Source organism: Microbacterium sp. GCS4, assembly GCF_001262495.1.
In the GTDB taxonomy this organism is placed as follows: Bacteria; Actinomycetota; Actinomycetes; order Actinomycetales; family Microbacteriaceae; genus Microbacterium.
Window position 1 is genome coordinate 99,452 of the sequence record NZ_LGYE01000004.1, and the last position, 22,901, is coordinate 122,352.

The 22,901-nt window shown below is 69.7% G+C and carries 25 protein-coding genes; 9 read left to right on the top strand and 16 right to left on the bottom strand.

What is annotated here, in order from left to right; translation table 11 throughout:
- Positions 1-30: 30 nt before the first annotated feature.
- On the bottom strand, positions 31-441 hold the full coding sequence (arr, locus tag AKH00_RS14440) for an NAD(+)--rifampin ADP-ribosyltransferase (RefSeq protein WP_050723467.1): 411 nt from the start codon (positions 439-441) through the stop codon (positions 31-33).
- Positions 442-479: 38 nt separating this feature from the next.
- On the opposite strand from arr, the gene AKH00_RS14445 reads away from it, so the two are divergent.
- Positions 480-1,112, top strand: a complete 633-nt coding sequence (locus AKH00_RS14445) for a LysE family translocator (RefSeq protein ID WP_050723468.1) — start codon at positions 480-482, stop codon at positions 1,110-1,112.
- Between the two features lie 16 nt (positions 1,113-1,128).
- Here AKH00_RS14445 and AKH00_RS14450 read toward each other — a convergent pair whose 3' ends face one another.
- From AKH00_RS14450 to AKH00_RS14475, 6 genes are all read right to left on the bottom strand, one after another.
- A complete protein-coding gene (locus AKH00_RS14450) occupies positions 1,129-1,365 on the bottom strand; it encodes a hypothetical protein (RefSeq protein WP_050723469.1) in 237 nt (78 codons plus the stop codon).
- Complete coding sequence (locus AKH00_RS14455; RefSeq protein ID WP_050723470.1) at positions 1,362-1,595, bottom strand: hypothetical protein; 234 nt, start codon at positions 1,593-1,595, stop codon at positions 1,362-1,364. Before AKH00_RS14455 ends, AKH00_RS14450 begins: the two co-directional genes overlap by 4 nt.
- Positions 1,596-1,688: 93 nt before the next feature.
- Positions 1,689-2,603, bottom strand: a complete 915-nt coding sequence (locus tag AKH00_RS14460) for a carbohydrate ABC transporter permease (RefSeq protein WP_050723471.1) — start codon at positions 2,601-2,603, stop codon at positions 1,689-1,691.
- On the bottom strand, positions 2,603-3,541 hold the full coding sequence (locus AKH00_RS14465) for a carbohydrate ABC transporter permease (RefSeq protein ID WP_082297652.1): 939 nt from the start codon (positions 3,539-3,541) through the stop codon (positions 2,603-2,605). The genes AKH00_RS14460 and AKH00_RS14465 overlap by 1 nt, the downstream gene beginning before the upstream one ends.
- A gap of 1 nt (position 3,542) precedes the next feature.
- Positions 3,543-4,826 carry an ABC transporter substrate-binding protein gene (locus tag AKH00_RS14470; protein ID WP_050723472.1) on the bottom strand — a complete coding sequence of 428 codons (1,284 nt, stop codon included), beginning with the start codon at positions 4,824-4,826 and terminating at the stop codon, positions 3,543-3,545.
- 56 nt (positions 4,827-4,882) lie between these two features.
- Entirely contained in the window at positions 4,883-7,054 is a 2,172-nt protein-coding gene (locus tag AKH00_RS14475) for an alpha-galactosidase (protein ID WP_050723473.1), read from the bottom strand.
- A gap of 98 nt (positions 7,055-7,152) precedes the next feature.
- On the opposite strand from AKH00_RS14475, the gene AKH00_RS14480 reads away from it, so the two are divergent.
- Positions 7,153-8,262 carry an ROK family transcriptional regulator gene (locus tag AKH00_RS14480; RefSeq protein WP_050723474.1) on the top strand — a complete coding sequence of 370 codons (1,110 nt, stop codon included), beginning with the start codon at positions 7,153-7,155 and terminating at the stop codon, positions 8,260-8,262.
- 70 nt (positions 8,263-8,332) lie between these two features.
- Entirely contained in the window at positions 8,333-9,322 is a 990-nt protein-coding gene (locus AKH00_RS14485; protein ID WP_050723475.1) for an aldo/keto reductase, read from the top strand.
- Positions 9,323-9,405: 83 nt separating this feature from the next.
- Here AKH00_RS14485 and AKH00_RS14490 read toward each other — a convergent pair whose 3' ends face one another.
- The gene (locus AKH00_RS14490) at positions 9,406-9,882 is read right to left on the bottom strand and encodes a heme-binding protein (protein ID WP_050723476.1); all 477 of its coding nucleotides are present in this window, start codon (positions 9,880-9,882) and stop codon (positions 9,406-9,408) included.
- Positions 9,883-9,954: 72 nt separating this feature from the next.
- On the opposite strand from AKH00_RS14490, the gene AKH00_RS14495 reads away from it, so the two are divergent.
- The 5 genes from AKH00_RS14495 to AKH00_RS14515 all read left to right on the top strand — a co-directional run bounded on the left by AKH00_RS14495 (position 9,955) and on the right by AKH00_RS14515 (position 14,442).
- Complete coding sequence (locus AKH00_RS14495) at positions 9,955-10,521, top strand: mismatch-specific DNA-glycosylase (protein ID WP_235556795.1); 567 nt, start codon at positions 9,955-9,957, stop codon at positions 10,519-10,521.
- Between the two features lie 204 nt (positions 10,522-10,725).
- Positions 10,726-11,295 (top strand): hypothetical protein, encoded by a 570-nt coding sequence (locus AKH00_RS14500; RefSeq protein ID WP_050723478.1) that lies wholly within the window; start codon positions 10,726-10,728, stop codon positions 11,293-11,295.
- A gap of 49 nt (positions 11,296-11,344) precedes the next feature.
- Positions 11,345-12,181 carry an aldo/keto reductase gene (locus AKH00_RS14505; RefSeq protein WP_050723479.1) on the top strand — a complete coding sequence of 279 codons (837 nt, stop codon included), beginning with the start codon at positions 11,345-11,347 and terminating at the stop codon, positions 12,179-12,181.
- An 87-nt stretch (positions 12,182-12,268) separates the two neighbouring features.
- Positions 12,269-13,003: a Pr6Pr family membrane protein gene (locus AKH00_RS14510; protein WP_050723480.1), complete on the top strand. Its 735-nt coding sequence runs from the start codon at positions 12,269-12,271 to the stop codon at positions 13,001-13,003.
- Complete coding sequence (locus AKH00_RS14515; protein ID WP_152926211.1) at positions 13,000-14,442, top strand: LCP family protein; 1,443 nt, start codon at positions 13,000-13,002, stop codon at positions 14,440-14,442. The genes AKH00_RS14510 and AKH00_RS14515 overlap by 4 nt, the downstream gene beginning before the upstream one ends.
- Before the next feature lie 51 nt (positions 14,443-14,493).
- Here AKH00_RS14515 and AKH00_RS14520 read toward each other — a convergent pair whose 3' ends face one another.
- The 5 genes from AKH00_RS14520 to AKH00_RS14540 all read right to left on the bottom strand — a co-directional run bounded on the left by AKH00_RS14520 (position 14,494) and on the right by AKH00_RS14540 (position 20,526).
- The gene (locus AKH00_RS14520; RefSeq protein WP_050723481.1) at positions 14,494-15,501 is read right to left on the bottom strand and encodes a sugar phosphate isomerase/epimerase family protein; all 1,008 of its coding nucleotides are present in this window, start codon (positions 15,499-15,501) and stop codon (positions 14,494-14,496) included.
- On the bottom strand, positions 15,498-16,625 hold the full coding sequence (locus AKH00_RS14525) for a Gfo/Idh/MocA family protein (RefSeq protein ID WP_050723482.1): 1,128 nt from the start codon (positions 16,623-16,625) through the stop codon (positions 15,498-15,500). The genes AKH00_RS14520 and AKH00_RS14525 overlap by 4 nt, the downstream gene beginning before the upstream one ends.
- A 67-nt stretch (positions 16,626-16,692) precedes the next feature.
- Complete coding sequence (locus tag AKH00_RS14530) at positions 16,693-18,240, bottom strand: GMC oxidoreductase (RefSeq protein ID WP_050723641.1); 1,548 nt, start codon at positions 18,238-18,240, stop codon at positions 16,693-16,695.
- Positions 18,237-19,181, bottom strand: coding sequence for a sugar phosphate isomerase/epimerase family protein (locus AKH00_RS14535; RefSeq protein WP_082297653.1), 945 nt, complete (start codon positions 19,179-19,181; stop codon positions 18,237-18,239). Before AKH00_RS14535 ends, AKH00_RS14530 begins: the two co-directional genes overlap by 4 nt.
- A 28-nt stretch (positions 19,182-19,209) precedes the next feature.
- Complete coding sequence (locus AKH00_RS14540; RefSeq protein WP_050723484.1) at positions 19,210-20,526, bottom strand: MFS transporter; 1,317 nt, start codon at positions 20,524-20,526, stop codon at positions 19,210-19,212.
- Positions 20,527-20,633: 107 nt separating this feature from the next.
- Here AKH00_RS14540 and AKH00_RS14545 point away from each other — a divergent pair, with 107 nt between their 5' ends.
- The gene (locus tag AKH00_RS14545; RefSeq protein WP_050723485.1) at positions 20,634-21,257 is read left to right on the top strand and encodes a TetR/AcrR family transcriptional regulator; all 624 of its coding nucleotides are present in this window, start codon (positions 20,634-20,636) and stop codon (positions 21,255-21,257) included.
- Positions 21,258-21,264: 7 nt separating this feature from the next.
- Here the strand turns inward: AKH00_RS14545 and AKH00_RS14550 are convergent, their stop codons facing one another.
- Genes AKH00_RS14550 through AKH00_RS14560 form a run of 3 tightly spaced genes read right to left on the bottom strand, consistent with a single transcriptional unit; the run spans position 21,265 to position 22,840 of the window.
- A complete protein-coding gene (locus AKH00_RS14550) occupies positions 21,265-21,531 on the bottom strand; it encodes a DUF6510 family protein (RefSeq protein ID WP_050723486.1) in 267 nt (88 codons plus the stop codon).
- Positions 21,531-22,250 (bottom strand): ferredoxin reductase, encoded by a 720-nt coding sequence (locus AKH00_RS14555; RefSeq protein WP_152926225.1) that lies wholly within the window; start codon positions 22,248-22,250, stop codon positions 21,531-21,533. The genes AKH00_RS14550 and AKH00_RS14555 overlap by 1 nt, the downstream gene beginning before the upstream one ends.
- A complete protein-coding gene (locus AKH00_RS14560; RefSeq protein WP_050723487.1) occupies positions 22,247-22,840 on the bottom strand; it encodes a sulfite oxidase-like oxidoreductase in 594 nt (197 codons plus the stop codon). The genes AKH00_RS14555 and AKH00_RS14560 overlap by 4 nt, the downstream gene beginning before the upstream one ends.
- Positions 22,841-22,901: the final 61 nt, after the last annotated feature.

A 22,901-nucleotide genomic window follows, 5' to 3' on the forward strand; every position in this document is an offset into this window, starting at 1 on the left:
CGTTGAGCGAGCGCAGCGAGACGAAACGCGTCAGTTGATGATCTCGGCGCGCGGGTCGGAGTGCAGGGCGGCGAGCTTCTCGCGCCAGTCGGCGAGCGCCTCGGGCGACAATCGGGTCCAGTCGAGAACCTCGCGGACGACCCGCAGCGGCTCGGCGCTGCGGTACGACCGGGTCGGGTTGCCGGGGAACTTCTTGTCGGTCACGTTCGGATCGTTCTCGAAGTCGCCGATCGGCTCGACCTCGTAGACACGGGGCTCCCGATCGCCGGGAGCGAGCTCGGCCGCGAGGCCGGCCCCGTCACGGAGCGCCGTGAAGTAGATGTGGTTCATGACGATCTCCGGTCGGTAGTTCGACCGGAAGCCCGCGGTCAGAAGCTCGCCGGGCTGCAGATCAGCCTTGGTGCCGTGGAAGAAGGGGCCGTCGTCCAGTGCGTCTGTCACCGGGTCATCCTACGTCCGGAGTGGAGTAGCGTTCCCTCATGCTCCCGATCGAGAACCTGCTGGCCTTCGCCGTCGCCTCGGTGCTGCTCATCGTCATCCCAGGCCCCAGCGTTCTCTTCGTGATCGGCCGATCGATCACTCTCGGCCGTCGGGCGGGACTCCTCAGCGTTCTCGGCAACACCCTCGGCACGGTGCCGGCGGTTCTCGCTGTCGCGTTCGGTGTCGGCGCGATCGTCGCGTCGTCGGTCGTGGCGTTCACGATCATCAAGATCGCGGGCGCGATCTACCTGGTCTACCTCGGGATCCAGGCGATCCGCCACCGCAACGATCACACCCGGGGTACTCCCGTCGCCCGCGCATCGGCGTGGACACTGCTCCGGCAGGGATTCATCGTGGGGGTGTCGAACCCGAAAACCATCGCGTTCTTCGTCGCCGTGCTCCCCCAGTTCGCCGCCCCGCACGCGGGTGCCGTCTGGGCACAGCTCTTGATCCTGGGGTTCACGTTCCAGGTCCTCGCCCTGGCGTGCGACAGCGCATGGGCGTTCGCGGCGGGCACGGCGCGCGGATGGTTCGGGCGTTCCCCCCGACGCGTCTCGACGATGTCCGGTGTCGGCGGCGTCATGATGATCGGACTCGGCGGAACACTCGCGCTCACAGGCTCCAAGGCCTGACCGCGTCCACACAGCCTCAGGAACGACGGGTTCCGATCCCCGGTTCGTCGTTGTGCACCGACTCGTCCTTCACCTCGGACTCGGATGCCGGGTCGACGCGCACCGCGCTGCCGCCGCCGGAGTCTGCGCCGGCACCACCCGCGGGCACGTCGCCGAGCGCATCGGCATCGTCGCCGCCCCGCTCCGCGAGATGCGCGGCGATGCTCTCCTCAGCATCCGGCTCGTCCCCGGGGACGCAGTCGGCCCGAGTCATTCCGTGCCGTCCCGGAGATCCGCCGGGGCTTCGCCGCTGTGCTGTGCACCCTCGTCCTCGGGAGCGAGATCGCCTTGGCCGTCGTCGCCGAGTTCGGCGTCCAGCGGCTCGTCGCCCTGCGTCTCGGGCTGCGCGGTGTCGGTGGGGAACGTCTCGTCGGGCTCGTCCACGCGCGGGACGCCCTGCATCTCCGGCTCGAAGCTGTTCGCGAATGCATCGATGTTCGACATGGTGTCCTCCTCGATCGGTTCGAGGCTCCATCGTCCCGCGACTCCGCGACGAGCGCAGGGCGGTTGACAGCCGCCCTGCGCCCCGGTAGCCCGCTACTTGATCGATCCCCGGGTGACGCCGGAGATCACCCAGCGCTGCGAGAAGATGTACACGATCAGCAGCGGCGCCATCGCCATGAGGTACGACGCGAACGCGACCGTGTAGTCGGTGTTGTACTGACCCTGCAGCACGTACTGCGCGAGGGGCAGGGTGCGCGCCCCGGGGTCGGTCAGCACCACGAGCGGCAGGATGAAGTCGTTCCACGCCCACACGCAGGTGAGGATTCCGACCGTGGCGTTCATCGGGGTGAGGAGCGGGAAGATCACCTGCCAGAACACCCGCCAGGTCGAGGCGCCGTCCATGCGCGCCGCCTCCTCGAGCTCGATCGGGATCGAGCGGATGTACGCCGAGTAGATGAAGACGTTCAGCGACAGCCCATAGATCGTGTACAGGATGATCACGCCGACCTGGTTGTCGAGTCCGAGCAGGGCTGTCTGCTTGACGAGCGGCAGCATGATGATCGGGAACGGGATGAACAGGGCGGCGAGCAGATAGTAGAACACCCCCTTGAAGAAGGGGCGGTGCATGTTGCGGGCCAGGGCGTACGCGGCGATCGAGCTCGTGAACATCGTGAACACGACCGACCCGACCGTGATGAGGGCCGTGTTCATGAGGGCCTGCGGGAACTGCGTGCGCTCCCAGGCCTCGGCGAAGTTCTCCCAGCGCACGGGGTTCGGCCATTCGAAGCCGGTACCGCCGACGAGCTGGTCGGGGCTCTTCAGCGCGACGACGACGGCGAGGTAGAGCGGGATCAGCACGGTCAGCGCGCACACGGCGATGACCGCGGTGGCCCACCAGTTGGTGCGGCGGGTGTCTCCGTCGTCGACGGCCGAGCGGCGGCGGCGACGGGAGGGGACGACGATCGCGGCCGTCGACGGGGCGATCTGCGGTGTGGTCGTGGTGGACATCAGGCATCCGCCTCTCGGCGCTGGAGGACTCGGAACTGCAGGAGGGAGACGACCGTGATCACGATGAAGAAGATCACCGCGTTGGCCGTCTGGTAGGCGAACTCGCCGCCCGCGTAGCCGCCCTTGAAGATGAGCATCGTGACCGATTCGGTCGACGTGCCGGGGCCGCCGTTGGTGAGGGCCACGATCGGGTCGAAGACCTGCAGGTAGCCCTTGAGGCTCAGCACGACGTTGATCGTGAAGAACGCGCTGATCAGCGGGAAGGTGATCGACCAGAACTGCCGCCAGGTCGAGGCGCCGTCCAGCGAGGCGGCTTCGTACAGCTCCGACGGGATCGTCTGGAGACCCGACAGGTAGATGATGATCGTGAACGCGCATCCCTGCCACACGGCGAGCGCGACGATCGCGGTCCACGCCCAGTCGGGATTCGACAGGATGTTGTCGGCCAGGAGCGGGATGCCGGGGAACAGCTTCGGCAGCGAGTTCGTGAAGAGGTACTGGAACACGTAGCCGATCACGAGCATCGCGAGCACGTACGGCACGAAGTAGACGCCGCGGAAGAAGTTGCGAGCCTTGATCTTGGCGTTCAGCCCCATCGCGATCGCGAGGGAGATGGCGTTCGTGAGAACGGTGGCCGCGATCGCGAACAGGAACGAGAACCCGTAGGCCCCCCACACCCGGTCGTCCTTGAACAGATTGAGGTAGTTGGAGATGCCGACGAAGTTCCAGTCGCCGTACCCCGCGTAGTTCGTGAAGCTGAAGAACACGCCCACGAGCATCGGGACGGTGTGGAACGCCGCGAACGCGATCACGCACGGCCAGATCATCCAGTAGTACGCCGACAGGGCGCGGCGCGAGGTGGTGCGCGTGCGCACCGCGCGGGGCCGACGTCCGCCGCCCGAGGTCGATGAGCGGACCGCTTCGGTGAGAGTGCTCATGTCAGTCCTCCGTCACGGGGATCGTGCGAGCGGCGATCTTGCGCCACTCGTTGTCGAGGGTGGCGAGCGTCGCGTCCGCATCGCCGGTGAAGATCGACTCCTGCACGAATTCGGCGAGCGGGATGCCGGGTGGGATCTGGTGGTCGAGGAAGCCGGTGATCCGTCCGTCGTCGAAGAACGGCTTGACCGACTGCAACGAGAGGTCGTCGCTGAGCTGAGCGCCTTCGACCGAGGGGATCATGTTCTGCGAGGCGGCGAACTCCTCGATGATGTCGGGGCGAAACAGGAAGTCGATGAAGCGCAGCGCCTCCTCGCGGTGCGGGGTGTCGCGCCCCATCGTGACCGTGACGTCGACACCCGACACGATCAGGCGGTCCTCAGCCGAGTCTGTCGGGTACGGGAAGATCGCCGCGTTGATGTCGGGGTTCACCTGCTTGATGCCGTTGACGGCCCAGATGCCCTGCAGCAGCATCGCGGCCTCACCGCGCGCGAACGCCCCGTTGCCGTCGTCGTAGGTCGCACCGCGGTAGCCGTCCTGCGCGTAGGAGTACAGCTGCAGCTCGCGGTCGAGCGGCTGCTGGAAGTCCTGCTCGAACGACACGGGCGAGTCGGGACCGACGTCCTCTCCCTCGGAGCGCATCTCGTCGAAGAACCCGTCCTGCACCGCGTAGGCGCCGAGCCCGTTGAACGAGGGCACCGAGGTCCAGGAGTCGGCGAGCGTGGCGTAGATCGGCTGGATGCCGGCATCCTGCAGTTGCTCGCAGGCGGCGATGAGCTCGACCCAGGTCTCGGGCACCTCGATGCCCTGCTCGGCGAAGATGTCGGCGTTGTAGATGATGCCGTTCGCGTTGTTGACGTAGCCGAGGCTGTTGACCTCGCCCTGCTTGTTGCCGAGGTCGGCGAGGATGTCCTGCACCGCGGGGTTGATCGTGTCGAGCACGGGTTCGTCGGAGAAGTCGTAGAAGACGCCGGCCTGCGCGAGCCGCCCGAAGTTGCCGCTGCCGTTCAGGGTGATGACGTCGGGGGCCTTGTCCTTCACGAGCAGGGTGCGGATGATCGTGTCGGCGTCGGCCACCTGGTTCTGCACGACGCGGATGTCGGGGTTCTCGGCCTCGAACTTCTCGATGATCGCGTCGAAGTCCTCGCGGGCCTCACCTTTGAACTGGAAGAAGTTCAGCGTGGTGACGCCGGAGTCGGCGGTCGCGGAACAGCCTCCCAGCGTCCCGACGAGTGCGGCGACGGCGACGACCGCCACGGCACCGCGGACCGGATGGATGGATCTCATGTGCGCCTCCTTGCGCGAGTGGGCGGACGGGCCGCCCCGGTGGGAGTCCTGAGAGTTCAGGACTCCTCGGTGAGTTCGAGAAGGGTGAGCCGCCCCGGGTGCTGCACGGGCGGACGGATGCCGGTCACGGCGAGCTGCCGGCCGGTGAGCACGATGCCGTCGCCCTGCGCCCACAGGAGCGGGGACTGACCGGCGTCGGAGACACCGCCCGCGGGTGCGCTCACGCGCAGCCGGTAGCGGCGGTCGGCGTCGAGTCCGGGGAGGCGCACGCGCCCCGCCGGGTAGGCGACGGACGTGGCCGCCTGCGTCACGGTGAACACGGCGTTCGTCGCATCGGTGGCGACCACGCCGCGCACGTCGATCCCGGCATCCGCGCCGTCGACGTGCACGACGCGTCCCGTGGCGACGAGCGGCCGTACCCGCTTGACGAACGCCACCCACGCGCGGATACGCTCGCGGTCGGCATCCGTCTCGGTGCTGATGTCTCGTTCGATGCCGAAGTGCGAGAGCGCGGCGATCCCCGCGCTGAGGTCCAGGTCGGCGGTGCGGCCGGTGGAGTGCACGACGTCGCTGGTGATGTGGGCGCCCATGAGTTCCGGCGGCACCAGCAGACCGGTGTAGCGCTGGATGTCGAGACGTTCGAGCGGGTCGATGCAGTCGCTGGTCCAGATGCGATCGGTGCGGTCGAGTATCCCGAGGTCGACGCGCGCTCCTCCCGAGGCGCAGCTCTCGATCTCGAGACCGGGATGCTGGGCCTTGAGCTCGTCGATGAGCCGGTACACCGCGAGGGTGTGCGCGTGCACGTGCGAGCCCGCGCCGGGACCGCCGCCGGCGTCGACGAGATCGCGGTTGTGGTCCCACTTCAGGTAGGCGATCGGGTACTCGTCGAGCAGGGCGTGCAGGCGGGCGACGATGTAGGCGTAGGCGTCGGGGTGCGAGAGGTCGAGCACCTGCTGCTGCCGGGCGACCGCCGGGAGGTCGACCCGGGAACGGAGGATCCAGTCCGGGTTCTCGCGGGCGATATCGCTGTCAGGGTTCACCATCTCGGGCTCGACCCACAGCCCGAACTCCATGCCGAGCCCGCGTACGTGGTCGACGAGCGGGTGCAGGCCCCGAGGCCACACGGAGGTGTCGACGTGCCAGTCGCCGAGCCCCGCGGTGTCGTCGCGGCGGCCGAGGAACCAGCCGTCGTCGAGCACGAAGCGCTCCACGCCCACCTCGGCGGCGGCGTCGGCGAGAGCCGTCAGGCGGTCGAGGTCGTGGTCGAAGTACACGGCCTCCCAGGTGTTGAGTGTGACGGGCCGGGGGCGGCGAGGATGCTGCGGACGGGAGCGCAGCTCGTCGTGGAAGCGCCAGGACAGTTCGTTGAGCCCGTCGCCCCACGAGCCGACGACCCACGGGGTCGTCACGGCCTCACCGGGGGCGAGCACGATCTCGCCCGGACCGTAGAGCTCCCCTCCTGCGAGGAAGGCCTCTCCGGTGGGGACGCGCTCGGCGAGCATGGTGTGGCTGCCGCTCCACGCGACGTGGATGCCGTGGACCCGGCCCCGCTCGAACCCGAATGCGGGTCGTCCGGCGGTGAGGAGCAGCGAGGCGTCGGCGCCGGGACGACCTCGGCGTGATTCGCGCACGTAGGTGCCGAAGGTGGCGTCGTGCCGCTGCGGCGAGCGCTCGCGCAGGTGCCTCCCGGTGGTGTCGAGGATCTCGGCGGCGTCCCACGGCAGCGGGAACGCCGCGGTGAGTCGCTGCACCGTGTAGTCGCTGGAGCCGCTGTTGCGGAGCGTGAGGCGCTGGCGGAAGAGACCGGATACGCCGACCGACAGCTCGACGGTGGCGGCGAGCCGACTCTCGTCGTCGACGAGGGAGATGCGGGCGGTGTCTCCCGTCGCATCGACGGCGGCGAGCTGCCAGCGTGCGGAGACTCCGGTGCCCGACCGGTGTCCTTCGAGGCCCGGCGTGCCGAGCCAGCCGTGACCGGGGGTCGGCAGGAGTGAGAGCACGGGGGTGACGTCGAGACCCCCGGAGACGCGCTGCGGCGTGGCGGCGAGCGCGAGGGCGTCGAGTGTCGCGGAGGAGGCGTCGCCGAGGTCCTCCCCCCAGTGCACGATCACGGGCGGTGAGGCCAGGTCGATCACGACGCTGGTGCCGCCGCGGCGCAGGTGCAGGACCTCGCGGGTCCGGTCGCCGTCGGCGCGGGTGGCCGCTGTGCTCACATCGTTGGAATGCATGAATTAGTTTTAGCACGGAAATAAAAGAAGGGTCAAGGGGGCCTTTCCGGCGACGGTGACCCTGGATATCTGCCAGGATGGAACCAATAGGGAGGGATATGAACACCGGCACCGACGCCGCCGTGGCGCGCACTGTCCTGACTCACGGACCGATCTCCCGGTCGGCACTCGCCGTGCGACTGGGCCTCTCGCCCGCGAGCCTCACCCGCCTCACCAAGCCCTATGTCGACCGCGGGATCCTCATCGAGCTCGACGACGTCGTCGACGGCGTGGGTCGCCCCTCGCGACCCCTCGACGTGTCGCCCTCGCTCGGCTCCTTCCTCGGTGTGAAGCTGACCGCCGACGACGCGCACGTCGTGCTCACCGATGTGCGCGCCCGACTGCTCGACGAGATCGTCGTGCCCCTCTCCTCGCATGAGCCGTCGGCGATCGTCGCGGCGATCGTCGCCGGTCGAGAAAGGCTCGCGACCTCCGTCGCCCCGCTCGTCGGGATCGGGATCAGCATCGGCGGCCAGACCGACGGCGGCATCGCGACGTACGCCCCGTTCCTCGATTGGGAGTCCGTGCCGATCGGCGACCTCGTCGCGGACGCGACCGGCCTGCCGGTGCGGTTGGAGAACGACATCCTCGCCCTCGCGGAGGCGGAGCGCTGGTTCGGCGTCGGGCGCGGGCTGGACGGCTTCGCCGTGATCACGATCGGCGCGGGCGTCGGCTACGGACTCATCGCGCACGGCGAGGTGGTCCGCACTATGGACGCCGGCATCGGCCTCGGCGGGCACATCCCGCTCGAACCTCACGGACCGCTGTGTCAGGAGGGGCATCGCGGATGCTCTCAGGCGATGCTGACCTCGGGTTCCATCGCTGCCCAGGCGACGACCGCACTGCAACGACCCGTCGACTACGACGAGGTGCTCGATCTCGCCGCCGCCGGAGACCCCGCGGCCTCCGCCATCGTCGGCGCGAGCGCTCGCGCTCTCGGCCGGCTGATCGCACTCGCAGCCAACCTCACGCTGCACGCCGACATCGTGCTCGCCGGGGAGGGCATGCGGCTGTTCACGGTCGCCGAAGACGAGGTGCGCTCCGCCATCACCGAAGGTCGCGATCCGCGCGCCTCCGCGGTTCGCCTCCACGTCGACGAGGGAGGCTTCACGGCCTGGGCGCGCGGCGCGGCGGCGGTCGCCATCCAGGACGCTTTCGACCGTCTCTGAGGAAGCCGATCCGCACCCTCGCCACCGTGCATGAGAGCATCGAACGGACACCGCTACGGGAGGATGACGGATGCTCGAGGCAGATGACAGCGTGAGGCTCGGCCGTTCCGGCCTGAAGATCTCGAAGATCGTGCTCGGATGCATGAGCTTCGGCGCCCCCGACCGCGGCACGCACCCGTGGTCGCTCGACGAGGAGACGAGCCGGCCGCTGATCCGGCAGGCGCTCGAGGCCGGGATCACGACCTTCGACACGGCGGACGTCTACTCCGACGGCACGAGCGAGGAGATCGTCGGCCGCGCGCTGAACGACTTCGCGAACCGTGACGAGATCGTCATAGCGACGAAGGTGCACGGGCGCATGGGTGCCGGCGCCAACCAGGCGGGTCTCAGCCGCGCGCACATCCTGTCGGGCATCGACGCGAGCCTGCGACGCCTCGGCACCGATCACGTCGACCTCTACCAGATCCACCGCTGGGACCCCGAGACGCCCATCGAGGAGACCATGGAGGCGCTGCACGACGTCGTGCGCTCGGGCAAGGCGCGCTACATCGGCGCGTCGTCGATGTGGACGTGGCAGTTCGCCACCGCACAGCACGTCGCCGTGCAGAACGGCTGGACCCCGTTCGTGTCGATGCAGGACCAGTACAACCTCCTGCAGCGCGAGGAGGAGCGGGAGATGCACCCGTACTGCCTCGACTCCGGCGTCGGAGTGCTGCCCTGGTCGCCGCTCGCGCGAGGCAAGCTCACGCGCGACTGGGACCAGACCACCGACCGCACCAAGACGGACGCCTTCGGCTCGACGCTCTATCAGCGCGAGGAGGAGTCCAACCGCGCGATCGTCGACGCCGTCGCCCGGGTCGCGCATGGACGCGGAGTCTCCCGGGCGCAGATCGCCCTGGCGTGGGTCGCGCAGCAGTCCGCGGTGACCGCTCCGATCGTGGGGGCCACGCGCGCGGGTCACATCGAGGATGCGGTGGCCGCGGCCGGCATCCGCTTGGAGGAGCGCGAGCTCGCCGAGCTGGAGGGCGCCTACACGCCGCGCGAGCCCGAGGGGTTCTGAGCGCACCCTCCTGACATCAGCCGCCCAGGGTCTCGGTGCAAGGGAGAGGTCTCGACGGCCCCGAGTCGATGGGGGCGTCGGGATCAGGAGCGTTGCGCGTCCGCGAGGGCGCGGAGCGCGTCGGCCACGAGGGTGTGATCCTCGGACGAGGGCAGACCGGACACCGTCGCCACCGCCACGACGCCGACGCCGCGCACGCGCACCGGCACGGATCCGCCGGCGACCGCGTAGATCGCGGAATCCAGCCATCCTGGTTCCCTCGGATCGCGTCCCCCCGCGGCGACGCGGGCCTCGAGCAGCGCCGTGCTGGTCTCGAAGCGCAGCGCGGTCGCCGACTTCTTGTCGACCCAGGAGTCGTTGTCGGCCGTGGCGCCGGGCAACGACGCGTGGAAGAAGATCCCCGATCCCGTGCGGATGTCGACGGCGATCGGCGCCGACTCGGCCAGCCCCCTCTCGGCGATGGCGCGACCGAGCGCCCACGCGTCGGCCCTGTCGAATCGGTCGAGCGTCAGATGCGAGTGCTCCTCCTCGAGGCGGGCGAGCCATGCGTCGTCGGTCATCGTCGTCGATCCTTCCGGTCCGTGGGCGCTCCCCACATTCTGCCGCCCCGCCGGCGGGCGTAGAGTCCGAGTGTGCCCGAACCGCGCCCCGCCCTCGTCATGCCGCCGCTCATCGACGAGCGGACTCGGCTCCTGTTCGTCGGCATCAACCCCGGACTGCGGTCGGCAGAGGTGGCGGCACCCTTCGCTCATCGCAGCAATCGGTTCTGGAAGGCGCTGCATGCCGCCGGCATCCTCGACCGCGTCGTCGACGCGTACGACGGGGTCACTCCCGCCGATCGCGAGCACATCCTGACGCGCGGCGTCGGTGTGAGCACGCTCGTGCAGCGGGCGACCCGCGCCGCCGACGAACTCGCGCCGGAGGAGCTGGTGGCGGGCGTCGACGACCTGCGCGCGCTCGTCGCAGAGCACGACCTCGCCGTGGTCGCGGTGCTCGGCATCGGCGCATACCGCACCGGTTTCGGGCGTCGGAAGGCGCAGCAGGGCGTGCAGGACGAGACTCTGGGCGGCGCCGAACTGCGGGTGCTGCCGAATCCCAGCGGGCTGAACGCCGGATCGACGCTCGCCGACCTCGCGAGCGCGTTCCGGGACGCGGCCGTCGCCGCCGGGATCGTCGACCGCGGAACGGGGGAGCGATGAGAGACACGGATGCCGAGCTGCGGGCCCTCCAGTCCCGCGCCTACGGACGGCAGGCCGACATCGACGCGGATCCTGCCGCGCAGCAGCGCCTCGCCGACCTGGAGTCCCGACGACAGCCGGCACCGGCCACCGAGGCCGTTCCCCCCGCTCCCGTCGACGCGCCGCTCATCGATCGCGTCCCCCCCCGCCACCGCAGACGACTCCGTGCCGACTCCCACGCAGGCCGAGCCCCTGCCTCCTGCGGAGGTCCACGACGAGTCCAGCGTCGCCCCGCCGCGCACCCTGCGCGACCGTTTCTCTCCGCGTCCCCGCGTCGCCTGGTTCGTCGCCGCGGCCGCGGCGCTCCTGCTGACCGTCGGCGTCACCACCGCAGCGACCTCGTTCGCACGCCCAGTCGAACCGGGAGTCGTCGCGACAGTACCCGTCGACCCCGACGCGAAGTGGAGCGACATACTCGGCGAGCGCGCGCAGGGCTCCGTGATCTTCGAGGATTACTACGGCCTCACGTTCGTGCGCAGCACGGCCTTCATCGGCCCTGCGGGCCCGGAAGACGGCTGCCTCCTCGCCGTGTCGACCAAGGGCCTCAGATCCGCCACGATCGACACCGGGTTCGGCGGCTTCTCGATGGGCTGCCCCGCGGGCGGCTTCCCCGCCACGGTCCAGTTCGTCATCGACGACGGCTACCCGGATGCGCTGCGCGAGCGCTTCCCGACCGGCACGGCCATGAAGCTCACGATGCGGGGCAACATCGTCGAGGTGCGGGTCGACGACTGATCCTGGTCATTCCGAGCCCCTGCATCCGCGGCACTCCTAGGCTGGAGACATGACTGTTCCCACCATCGCCCTGAACTCCGGTCACCTCATCCCCCAGCTGGGTTTCGGCGTCTTCCTCGTGCCCGCCGATGAGGCGGAGAAGGCCGTCTCCGAGGCGCTCGAGGTCGGCTACCGGCACATCGACACCGCCGCTATCTACAAGAACGAGGAGGGTGTCGGCGCCGCGATCGCGAAGAGCGGCATCCCCCGCGACGAGCTCTTCATCACCACGAAGCTCTGGAACGACCGCCAGTCCGGCGAGCAGCCGCACGACGCGATCCGCGAGAGCCTCGACAAGCTCGGCCTCGAGTTCGTCGACCTGTACCTCACGCACTGGCCCACGCCGGAGAAGGACACCTACGTCAACGCGTGGACCAAGCTCATCGAGATCTGCGACGCGGGCCTCTCGCGCTCGATCGGCGTCTCGAACCACCTGCCCGAGCACCTCGACCGACTCGTCGCCGAGACCGGCGTCGTGCCCGCCGTCGATCAGATCGAGCTGCACCCGGCGTACCAGCAGCGCGACGTGCTCGCCTGGGCCGAGAAGAACGGCACGAGGATCGAGTCGTGGGGCCCGCTCGGCCAGGGCAAGTACCCGCTGTTCGAGAACTCCGCCGTCGTGGCGGCCGCCGAGGCGCACGGTGTGACGCCGGCGCAGGCCGTCATCCGCTGGCACCTGCAGAAGGGGATCATCGTGTTCCCGAAGTCCACGCGCAAGGAGCGCATGGAGCAGAACTTCGACGTGTTCGGCTTCGAGCTGAGCGACGCCGAGATCGCCGGGATCGACGGCATCGACCCGCTCGACGGCTCCGGCCGCGTGGGCACGCACCCGCTCGAGTTCAACTGAGCGACCCGTCGACCGAGGGTGGCGCGAGTTCAGCGTCGCGCCACCCTCGCGCGCGCACCGAGGGCGCGGGTGGGCCACACTGTCCTCATGACGGAACGTCGCCTCCTCCGCCCGGAACCCTGGTTCGCCGCGCTCGCACTGATCGGACTCGTCGGCTTCGGCCTGCAGTTCTTCCTCCTGTTCACCGGTGGAGCGGACGCCAACTCCGGCGAGGCGGGGGACGCCGCACCCCTGGGCATCCGCTTCGTGCGCCTGTTCAGCTTCTTCACGATCCAGAGCAACCTCTTCGTGCTGGCGGCGTCGCTGCTGCTGGCTCTCGGCGGCCCCCGCCGCCTCGTCGGGCGCGTCGTGGTGCAGGATGCCGTGCTCAGCATCGCCGTGACCGGCATCGCCTTCAGCTTCATCCTCGATCCGTCGATCGAACTGCGCGGACTCGCGTCCGTCGTCACGACGATCTTCCACAACGTCATCCCGATCGCCTTCCTCGCACTGTGGCTCGTGCTCGGCCCGCGGCGCCTGTGGAATGCGCGGACCACCGCGTGGACGTTCCTCTGGCCGGTGGCGTGGATCGCCGGCACGTTCATCGCGGGCGCCCTCACGGGGTGGTATCCCTACCCGTTCCTCGACGTCCCCCGCGTCGGCTTCTGGGCGGCGGCGGGCGGCGCGGCCATCGTGATGCTGCTCGCTCTCGTGCTCACCGCACTCATGCTCCTCGTCGACCGACGGGTGCCGTCGTTCGGCCGCCCGCCGCGGCACCGGTCCGAAGGCGCGCCGTCCGCCGCAGCGACGTCCACAGGTGAGCATGGTGTCGTAGGACGGTGAGACGACCCGACTCCCTCCCGCACGACGACCGCCCGACCCCCGAGACGTCCGCGATACCCGCGGCATCCCGGCGCCGCCGTCGCCGCCGCACCGTCGCGCTGGTCGCCGGGGGACTCGTGGCGGCGCTGATCGCGACGGGGGCGATCGCGTACGCACAGCTGCAGGGCAACGTGACGACGGCGCCGCTCGCCGACTCGGGGTCGAACGACGACGAGGCGTTGCCGACCGGCGAGCTCAACGTGCTGCTGCTGGGGTCCGACGCGCGAGCGCTGTCGACGACGGACTTCGGCGAGGACGACGGCAGCGAACGCAGTGACGCGATGGTGCTCGCGCACATCTCGAGCGACAGCACGCGCATCGACGCGGTGCAGTTGCCCCGTGACACGCTCGTCGACCTCCCGGCGTGCGACGACACCGGGCGCGGCGCATACGGGGGCGGCCGCGGCATGCTGAACTCGGCCCTGCAGTACGGGCCGGCCTGTTCTGTCGCGGCGGTCGAGCAGCTCTCGGGCGTGCGCATCGACCACTTCATCGCGATGGACTTCGAGGGCTTCATCGGAGTGGTCGACGCACTGGGCGGCATCGACGTGTGCCTGCCCGAGGCTCTGCAGGACGGCCATGCCCGCCTCGACCTTCCGGCCGGACCGCAGTCGATCGACGGTGCGCAGGCGCTCGCTCTGGCGCGCACGCGTCACGCGCTCGCGGAGGAGAGCGACATCGCCCGGCTCGGACACCAGCAGATGGTGCTGTCGGCCGTCGTGCAGAAGGCGACGAAATCGAACGTGCTCGTGCGCCCGGACCGGCTGTTCGCGTTCCTCGACGCGATCACGTCGTCGATGACCGTCGACCCGGGGCTCGGATCGCTCACCGACCTCGGCGCTCTCGCGGCGCGCGTCGCGAACGTGCCGACGAGCGCCGTGACCTTCGTCACCATGCCGACGACCGAGGCGCCGGGCGACCGCAACCGCGTCGTGCCGACGCCCGACGCCGACGTCGTGTTCCGCGCGCTGCGCGACGATGTGCCGCTCGTGTTCACCGCAGACGCCGACGGCACGGATGCCGAGCAGCCGGACACGACGATCCGCACCACCCCGGTGCAGATCGTGAACGGCGCCGATGTCGCGGGACTCGCCGGGCAGGTGTCTGAGGAGGCGCAGGCCTTCGGATATGTCGTCTCGGGTCTCGCGAACGCGCAGACCGCCGCGACGCAGACCGTGATCGCCGCCGCCGACACCCCCGACGCGCAGGAGACCGCGCGCAGCCTGGCCCGCGAGCTCGGCATCGCGGTCGAGGTGCAGGTCGGCGACGTCGACGGCGTGCAGCTGCTGCTCGGCGCCGACTACCGGTCGCTGAGGATGCAGGCGCAGGAGTCTCCAGCGCCGTCGCGTCCCGTCGACGCGGTCAGCCGCAGCGCCGACACCGACCTCTGCGCGCCCTGACCTCGGCGCCCTGAGGTCGGCCGACGGCCGCGAGCCCCGGCCGGCCCTGGGTCAGTCCTGCGCGGAGAACGCTGCGTCGAAGGACGCTGTCGGAGCGTCCCAGAGCAGCGCACGGACGAAGGCGAGCGCATCGGGGGCGCCGCGCAGGCGATCCATCCCGCTGTCCTCCCACTCGATCGAGATCGGGCCGTCGTAGCCGATCGCCCGCAGTGTGCGGAAGCAGTCCTCCCACGGCACGTCGCCGTGTCCTGTGGAGACGAAGTCCCATCCTCGCTGTGGATCACCCCAGGGAAGATGCGATCCCAGCACCCCGTAGCGCCCGTTCGGCGTCCGCACGCGGGTGTCCTTGCAGTCGACGTGGTAGATGCGGTCGGCGAAGTCGGTGAGGAACGAGACCGGGTCGATGTTCTGCCACATCATGTGGCTCGGGTCCCAGTTGAGACCGAACGCGTCGCGGTGGTCGATGGCCTCGAGCGCCCGCAGCGTCGTGTGGTGATCGTAGGCGATCTCGGACGGGTGGACCTCGTGCGCGAACCGCACGCCTTCGGCGTCGAACACGTCGAGGATGGGGTTCCACCGATCGGCGAAGTCCTCATATCCCGCATCGATGACGGCCTCGGGTACGGGCGGGAACATCGCAAGGTACGGCCAGATGCTCGATCCCGTGAAGCCGACCACGGTGTCGACGCCGAGCCTCCGGGCCGCCCGCGCCGTCATCTTCAGTTCCTCGGCCGCTCGCCGTCGCACGCCTTCGGCCTCGCCGTCGCCCCACACGCGCGAGGAGAGGATCGCGCGATGGCGGAAGTCGATCGGATCGTCGCACACCGCTTGGCCCGCGAGATGGTGGGAGATCGCCCACACGCCGAGCCCGTGGCGGTCGAGCAGGTCACGACGCTCGCGCAGGTACGCGTCGTCGTGCACGAGTCGCACGACGTCGAGGTGCTCGCCCGAGCAGGCGATCTCGAGGCCGTCGTAGCCCCAGCGGGCCGCGTGCCCTGCGACCTCGTCGAGGGGCAGGTCGGCCCACTGCCCGGTGAACAGGGTGACGGGAGTGCTCATCGCACGTCTCCTTCGATGTCGGTCCAGCTGCGGGATGCCGCCGAACGGGCGACGGCGTCGACGATGCGCGTCGCGCGCAGACCGTCCGCGAAGCTCGGAAGCCCCTCGGGGGTGCCTCCGCGGACGGCGGAGAAGGTGTCGCGGACGAAGGCCGTGAAGCAGTCCTGATACCCCTGCGCGTGGCCCGGGGGGAGGTAGGCGAGGCGCGCGTGCTCGGACGACATCGGCGCCGTGGCACGCGAGATCACGCGAGCGCCGTCCTGCAGGCCGAGCCAGGCGACCTCCGGCTGCTCCTGATCGAACACCGCCGAAGCGTGCGCGCCGTCGAGCTCGAACCACAGGCGATTACGACGGCCCGCGGCCACCTGCGAGACGACGACGTTCGCGGGCGTCCCCGACTCGGTGACGAACGTCGCCATGGCGACGTCCTCGGTGGTCACGGGACGCCGGTCACCGACGGCTGCGCCGCCGAACGCCGCCGTCGACCCGGTCGGACGCTCCCGCACGGCGATCGAGAAGAGCGCGCTCGCCGACCGGAGACGCTCGCCGCTGACGTACTCGACGAGGTCGCACCAGTGCGAGCCGATGTCGGCGAACGCGCGGGACGCACCCCCTGCGGCGCCGTCCACGCGCCAGTTGGCGGCATCCGGTGACAGCATCCAGTCCTGCGTGTACGAGCCGTGCAGAGCATTCCACTCTCCGAAGTCCCCGGTCATCCGCCGGGCGCGCAGTTCACGCACGATCGGGTGGTAGCGGTAGACGAACGGGACGGTGGCCACGAGTCCGGTGTCCGCGGCGAGCGCCGCCAGTCTCTCCGCGTCGGCGAGCGTGGTGGCGAGCGGTTTCTCGCAGACGACGTGCAGACCCGCCCGCAGCGCAGCCTCGGCGTAGTCGACGTGCGTGCTGTTGGGCGAGCACACGTGGACGACATCGACGCCCGATCGCAGGAGCGCGTCGAGGTCGGGGAACTCGACGGCGTCCCACTCGTCGGCGAGCGCGGCGGCGCGCCCTCGGCGTGATCCGAGAAAGCCGACCACGCGACCTCCGGCGCCGTGCACGGCCCTCGCGTGCACCGCCGCGATCATCCCTGTGCCGATGATCGCGGCGCGGACGGGTGCTTCCATGGGTGCTCTCCTCGGTGGCGGGTGAGGCGCCGGCATCCGACGCCCCACCTGTCTCTTGTCGTCGCGCTCAGCGGGCGCCGGCCGGCTCTCCCGCGAACTCCTCGGCGAGCGACTCGGCGAGCGCGGTCGCCGCACGCCAGGCGAGGGCGACGGTCGTGAGCGTGGGATTGGCAGCGGTGGCCGTGGGGATGACCCCGTTGCCCCCGACGTACAGGTTGTCGACGCCCCACACGCGAAGCCGCTCGTCGCAGACGGACAACCCGTCGTCCGTCTCGCCCATCCGCACCGTGCCCTGATAGTGCAGCGAGGAGCCGCCGGCCGCGAGCGTCGGCTCTTCCGTGAGCGTGCCGATCAGGCCCGCCGAACGGATCGAGTTCGCGCGCATCTCCTCGATCGTCTCCAGGTCCCGCTCCGTGCGGGAGTACCGGATCGACATCCGGGGCATCCCGTAGTGGTCGGTCTCGGTGTCGCTGAACTCCACCGCGTCGTCGAAGCGGACATCTTTCGCGGCGTACCACGCGAGGATCCCCAGGCGCTGCGACGCGGCGTCGTCGCCGATCCCGAGGGCGTAGGGCGAGTCCGCCAGCGCCATGACGCCGCCCTGCATCGGACGCTCATCCGAGAAGGGGATCAGCACGTACCCGAGCGACTTCGGGTCGCGCTCGAACCGCGAGGGATCGAAGTCGTCGGAGAGCATCACGAAAGAGGCCATCTGATAGTGCTCGTTGAGATGATGCCCCAGGGCCCGAGGACGGATGCCGGAGGCGAAGAGGACCTGTGGTGTGCGCAGCCCGTCCGCGCACACCACGACGCGCGCGGCGCTGACCGTGTACACCTCGCCGGTCCTGCGGTCCTCCAACTCCACGCCCACCGCCACGCCGCCTTCGACGACGACACGACGGGCGAGGGTCTCAGAGCGCAGCTCGAACCCGGGGACCGAGCTCTCGATGTCGCCCAGGATGACGCCGGTGCCGGAGAACACGAGTCGGTCCCCCTCCCAGTGCGTCGCGCTGGGCATGAACCCGACGGGCGTGAGCCCCGGGCCGTCGAACTCGCGGGCCATCGTGTGGTAGATCTCGGCGGCGAGTCCGGTGCCCGGGGGGTTCTGCACGGTGACCCCGAGCACATCCTCGGCGTGGGCGAGCGCGGCATCCATCTCGTCGTCGGGGATGAACCCGATGCGCTCCGACTGATGCGGGCGCGGGGTGGACGTCCCCCAATGGACGCCCATCCCGCCGACGCCCGTGGACATGCTCGCTGCCGGCAATCCCACCTCACCGGTGCGCAGCGTCGGGCGCGGGTCGACGAAGTGCAGTCCGGGCAGGATCGTCTGACGGAATTCGAGGCTCGGGTCGAGTCCCTCCGCGATGTCCTGCAGCGCTGCGGCACGCTCGACACCCGCGTCGGGCCCCTGCGTGAGCAGCTGCACCGCTGCGCGTTCCTCGTCGGTCAGGTTCTGCGTATGGTTGCCGCGCACCCCGGGGAGGTCGGGGCCGAGCTCGACCATGAGGATCCGCGCATTCGGCACCTTCTCGCCGATCGTGCGGGCGTACATCGACCCCGCGGGGCCGCTCCCGATGATGAGGACGTCGACGGCGTCGCGTGCGGCGGTCACGCGTGCACCTCCGCCGCGTCCCGGGCCACGGCGAGGACGCGGGCGCTCTTCGCCCACGGATCTCCGCCCGTGCCCTCGTACTCGACCGTGAGCGGCCCGTCGTATCCGTGCGAACGGAGGATGCCGATGGCCCGGTCGAGATCGATCGGGTGCACGGCGCCGGTGTCGTCGACGTGGTGCGCCTTGACGTGCACGAGTTCTGCGCGCGGCGCGAGCTTCTCGATGCCCGCGTACACGGGAGCGAGATCGACGTTCTCCAGCAGAGCGACGGGGTCGACCTCCGCGGATCCCGCGGGCGCGAACATGAGTGCCATCACCGGCTGCATCAGGGCGTCGAAGTTGCCGAGGTCGAGGAGCAGACCGAGGCGATCGGCCCCGACGGCGTCGAGCAGGCTCAGCATCCAGGTCGGATCACTGCTCGGTCCCCCGTGGTTCTCGACGAGGAGACGCGAGCCCTGCTGAGCTGCGAAGTCGCCGAGGCGGGCCAGCGCCTCCACGAGGTGAGCGGGCGGCTGCTCGCCGTGGTGGGGGCTGAACGGCGACCCCGGGTTGACGCGGACGAAGCGCGACCCGAGGGCGGCGAACCGCGCGATCCAGCGCTCGAGCTCCTCGACATCGGCTGCGCGCTTCGCGTCGTCCGTCTCGAGGAGGTCTCCTGCATCGATCGCGACGTTCAGGAGTCGCACCCCCGATGCGGCGAGTCCCTCGGCGAACGCGTCGATCTCCGGATCCTCGATACCGCCGCGGAACTGGAACGCGACGGTCTCGATCTCCTCGACGCCGAACGCGTCCTTCGCCCTGGCCGGGAAGTCGCCGAGCGTGGTGAGGCTCTGGAAAGGGAACGAGAAGCTCTGGGTCGCCCCCTCCGGGTCTGTGAAGCTGAACTCGATGGGTCCCAGGTGCTCGCGCACGCTGTACGACGACATAGCGAGAGTGGTCATGAGGATCTCCTCTTCGGGTGGTGGGTGGTCAGGAGGGCTGTGAGGCGGCGGCGGTGTCCCGGGTGATCAGCGCCCATCGCGGGTCGCCTTCACGGCCGATCTCGGGCAGACGCAGCACGAGGAGGGCGCCGACGATGCCGATGACGGCGAGCGTGACGTACAGGGCGCTGAAGCCGCCGAGACCGAGCAGCAGCGGCGCGACGAACGGGACGAACGACTGCGGGAGGGTGTTCGCCATATTGATGATCGCGAAGTCCTTGCCCGCGTTCTCCGCGCTCGGCAGCATGCGTACGCACATGGCGCTGTCGATCGAGAAGAACAGGCCGGTGGCGAACCCGAGGATCGCGACGGCCAGGTACACGACCTCGATGGTGGGCGCGAACCCCTGCAGCACGAGGGCGGCGGCGGCGAGGATGCCGGCGGCGATCACGAACGGCTTCTGCCGGCGCACGCGGTCGGAGATCGGTCCGGCGACGACGCTCGTGACGGCCAGCAGTCCCACCGAGATCAGCGACAGGACGAGGACGTTCCCTCCGACGGCTTCGGGTGAGATGCCGAATCGGTCCATGAGGAAGAAGGCGTTGTACGTACCGCTCGCGTACGCGCAGGTGAGGAGGAACCGCACGAGCCACGCCCAGCCGAACGCCGGGTGCTTCCGAGGGTTCAGCCAGAAGGACAGCAGGAGTTGCTTGAGGTTCAGCCCCGCCTGGTCGGCCGCGGGAGTGTGCTGTGGATCCTTCAGGAGGAAGACGGCGACGATTCCGAGCACGATGGAGATCGCGGCGACCGTTCCCCACTGCGCGATCGGATCGGTGAGTGAGCTGACCGCGGCGATCCCTGCGAGTGGACCCACCGCGCCCGCCAGACCCACGAAGCCCGAGACCGTGCCTCGGCGGTGCGTGGGGACCTGGTCGGCCAGCAGCGCGTTGGTCGCGGCCTGCTGGAAGTTGAAGAGGGTCTGCGTGAGGCACCAGATCAGCGCGACCTGCCAGATCTCCGTGGTGAAGGCGAACGCGAAGACCGCGAGCGAGCCTCCGATCGCGCCGGTGAGGATCCAGGTGCGGCGCCGACCGAATCGGGCCGCGGTGCGGTCGCTGATGCGACCTGCGAGCGGGTTGGCGATGAGCGCGAAGAGGGCGCCGATCCCCGTGATGAAGCCGAATGCCGCTGCCGCGTCGGCTCCGGCGATGCGGGTGGTCTGCAGGGTGAGCAGCAGTTGCAGAGGTGTCAGAAGGGCGATGAGGGCGCCGACGTTCGAGGAGAACATCGCCGCGATCAGACGGGGAAGTCGGGTGGCCGGCCGGGGAGTCGTGGCGTCGACTGCGGTGTCGAGGGGGGTGGTCATGGCACTCCAATGTGCGTGAGAGAGACTCCAAAGTGGAAGTGACTACCAATATGGATGAACACCTATCTGATGTCAAGGATCAGCGCGCGCCGATCTAGACTCGGGCTGTGGGACTCCGGGAGATGAAGGCCGCGCGTACACGTCGACAGATCGCAGAGGTCGCCGTGTCGGCATTCATCGAGCACGGCTACGACGAGACGACGATGGAGCAGATCGCAGAGGCGGCCGAGATCGGCACCTCGACTCTGTACCGCTATTTCCCGAGCAAAGAGCTCCTGATCCTCGAGCCGTTCTCCGAGGTGCTCGACTTCGGTCACTACCTGCGGGCTCGCCCGGATGAGGATACCCCGGCCGAAGCGCTCACCGGCGCTCTCCTCGACCTCGCCGACCAGTTCTCCGACCCGTCCCGCAGAATTCCGGACATGCGGCGCATCATCGACGCGTCCGCAGTGCCGCGTGCGCGTCTCTGGGACATCTTCCTCGACAGTCGCGCGGACTTCGAGGCCGCGCTCGCCGAACGCATGGGCCTACCCCCGCACGACGCCGCCGTGCAGATCTCCGCGGGAATCGCGCTCGACATCTTCTACCGCGTCGACGAGCAGTGGAAGGGGGACCACGACAAGGACTACCGTGTGCTCTTCCGCGATGCGCTGGAGACGCTCGCGACATCGCCGATCGTGCTGCCGACCGTCCCCTCGCGACAGCCGCCGACAGGGGACCCCGCGCGCTGACGCCCGCTCAGCCGCTGAGCGACCCGAGGCTCCCGAAGACGAGCCGCGGCGGCTCCCCCGAGCGCAGCACCGTGAACAGGGTGCGCGTGCACGTGCGGCAGCGCACGATCGCGGCGCTGTCGTCGATCTCCACGACGGCTTCGGCCAGGCTCGCGTCCCCGCCGCATCCGTCGCAGGCGCCGCGGAGCGCGGTGACGTCGATGCCGAGGATGTCGAGCACCTGACCGGCGATCGCATTGCCGTCCACCGTGGTGGCGGGGTGGTCTGCACTCATCAGCTGCCTCCGAACCTCTCGGTGCGCACGCGCTCGGGATCATGGCCGAGCTGCACGAGGATGCTCGACACGTGCTCGACGAACCCTGTCGGTCCGCAGACGAAGACGAGCGGACGGCGTTCCGCCGGCCAGACGGCTTCGGCGACGGCATCCGCGTCGAGCCTGCCCGCCCGGCCGTTCCAGCCGGCCGGAGCCGATCGGGTATACGCCCAGCGCACGTCGACCCCCGCGTCGTCGGCGGCCAGTTCCGCGCCGAACATCGCATCGTCCGCACTGCGCACGGAGTACAGCAGGCGCATAGACGACGCGACGCCCGCGGCGGTCGCCGCACGGACCATCGCGACGAGCGGGACGATGCCGGATCCTCCGGCGATCAACTGCACCGGCCCTTCCTGATCGGTGCGCCAGACGAAGTACTGACCGAGTGGTCCCTTGACCTCGAGCTCGTCGCCGACGGCCATGTCGCGCACCAGATACGGCGATACCTCGCCGGTGGGGATCTCGTCGACGCCGAGCTCGATGACCGTCGCATCGCCCGACGATGCGAGCGAGTACGAGCGGACGGCCTGGTAGCCGTCCTCGGCGGTCAGCCGCACGTCGACGTGCTGCCCCGGATCGTTTCCCGGCCAATCGGTGACGTCCAGAAGAATGCTGCGCGCCGACGCCGTCTGCTCCGTGACGCCGATCACGCGCGCCGGGCGCCATCCGGCGACGATCACCAATAGCGCTCCTCGGTCCAGGGGTCGCCGTGCACGTTGTAGCCGTTCTGCTCCCAGAATCCGGGGGCGTCCTCGTCCATGAGGGTGAGGCCCCTGACCCACTTGGCGCTCTTCCAGAAGTAGAGGTGCGGCACGATGAGCCTCGCCGGTCCCCCGTGCTCGGGGTCGAGCGACTCGCCCTCGAACTCCGAGACGATCCACGCCTGTCCGCCCAGCAGGTCTTCGAGCGGGATGTTCGTGGTGTACCCGCCGTAGGAGTGGGCCATCGCAGACGACGCACTCGTGTCGATGTCGGCCAGCAGGGTGTCGAGCGACACCCCGCGCCAGTTCGTGCCGAGCTTCGACCAGCGGGTGACGCAGTGGATGTCGGTGTGCACTTCCTCGAGAGGCAGCGCGTGCAGCTCATCCCAGGTCCACGAGGTCAGCGCGCCGCCCTCGTCGCGGATGCTGAAGCTCCACTCGGATGTCGCTATCCGCGGGGTGGGCCCGGCGGAGAGCACAGGGAAATCGGCGGTGAGGTACTGCCCCGGGGGCAGCGCAGGATCACTCTCGCGCCGTCGCCCTCCGAATCCTCGAGAGATCACAGCCATCCGTCGTCCTCTCCCGTGCGCATGGCGCCAGCATGGGGCATTTGCACGTGCCGCGCAAGAG